The organism is Luteibacter sp. P4_E6, from assembly GCF_056401535.1.
In genome coordinates this window covers 1-1,144 of sequence record NZ_JBFUJE010000850.1, presented here as the reverse complement: position 1 = coordinate 1,144, position 1,144 = coordinate 1, and the positions used below count along the sequence as shown (strand labels likewise).

At 64.5% G+C, this 1,144-nt stretch carries 1 protein-coding gene and 1 pseudogene; both read left to right on the top strand.

The features are described from left to right. A partial coding sequence (locus AC1DT2_RS24055; RefSeq protein WP_477299220.1) for a dipeptide epimerase occupies positions 1-844 on the top strand: 844 nt, incomplete at its 5' end. Next, positions 841-1,144, top strand: a pseudogene (locus AC1DT2_RS24050) (MFS transporter); the annotation flags it as partial. The gene AC1DT2_RS24055 and the pseudogene AC1DT2_RS24050, both read left to right, overlap by 4 nt.

The window sequence follows — 1,144 nt, the reverse complement described above, 5'->3', positions numbered from 1 at the left end:
CTACAAGAACGACACGCCGGACGCGATGCTGGCGCAGATCGAAGCACTTCGGCCCAGGATCGAGGCGGGTCTGACGCGCCAGGAACTGCAGCACGTATTACCCGCCGGCGGTGCGCGCAATGCGCTCGACTGCGCGCTATGGGATCTGGAAGCCAAGCGCAGCGGTGAGTCCGTGTGGGAGTTGGCGGCGCAGAAGGCTCCGCGGCCCCTGGTAACCACCTTCACCGTCGGTGCCGAGGCACCCGACGTGATGGCCGAGCGCGCGACCGCTTATGCCGGTGCTCGCGCCATCAAGATCAAACTCACCGACGACGATCTCAATGCGCGGCGCGTGCTGGCGGTGCGGGCGGCGCGACCGGATGTGTGGCTGATGGTCGACGCAAACCAGGGTTTTACGCGCGAGTCCTTCGCGCGACTCCTGCCGACCCTGGTGGATGCACGCGTGGACGTAGTCGAGCAGCCTTTTCCCATCGGAAACGAAGCCTGGCTCGATGGCCTGGAGCGCCCCATTCGCATCGCGGCGGATGAGAGCGTGCAGGATCGCAGCGACCTACGGAACGTGCTCGGTCGCGTCGATATCGTCAACATCAAACTGGACAAGTGCGGTGGCCTGACCGAGGCCCTTGCGCTTGCACGCGAGGCGCGCACACTGGGCTTCGACCTGATGGTGGGGAATATGTCCGGTTCGTCGTTGGCCATGGCGCCGGCCTTCGTGGTCGGTCAGCTGTGCGACGTGGTGGATCTGGATGGGCCGACCTTCCTCACCACCGACCGCACGCCGGGCGCCATTTACGAGGACGGCAGGATATGGTGTCCGGAAAACCTGTGGGGAGCACCGGTATGAATCCAGCGCGAGGAAGCGACTGGTTCGGCCACCCGCGTGGTCTGAGCGTGCTGTTCCTGACCGAAATGTGGGAGATGTTCTCCTTCTTCGGCATGCGCGCCATCCTGGTCTATTACATGACCAAGCACCTGGACATGGGCCAGGAGTACGCCTCGCTGGTCTACGGCGCCTATGCTGCCTTTGTCTACCTGACCCCGCTGTTCGGCGGCATGCTGGCCGACCGTTGGCTGGGCAAGCGCAACGCGGTGGTGATCGGTGGCACGGCGATGGCGCTGGGGCATTTCATGATGTCCTCCGAAG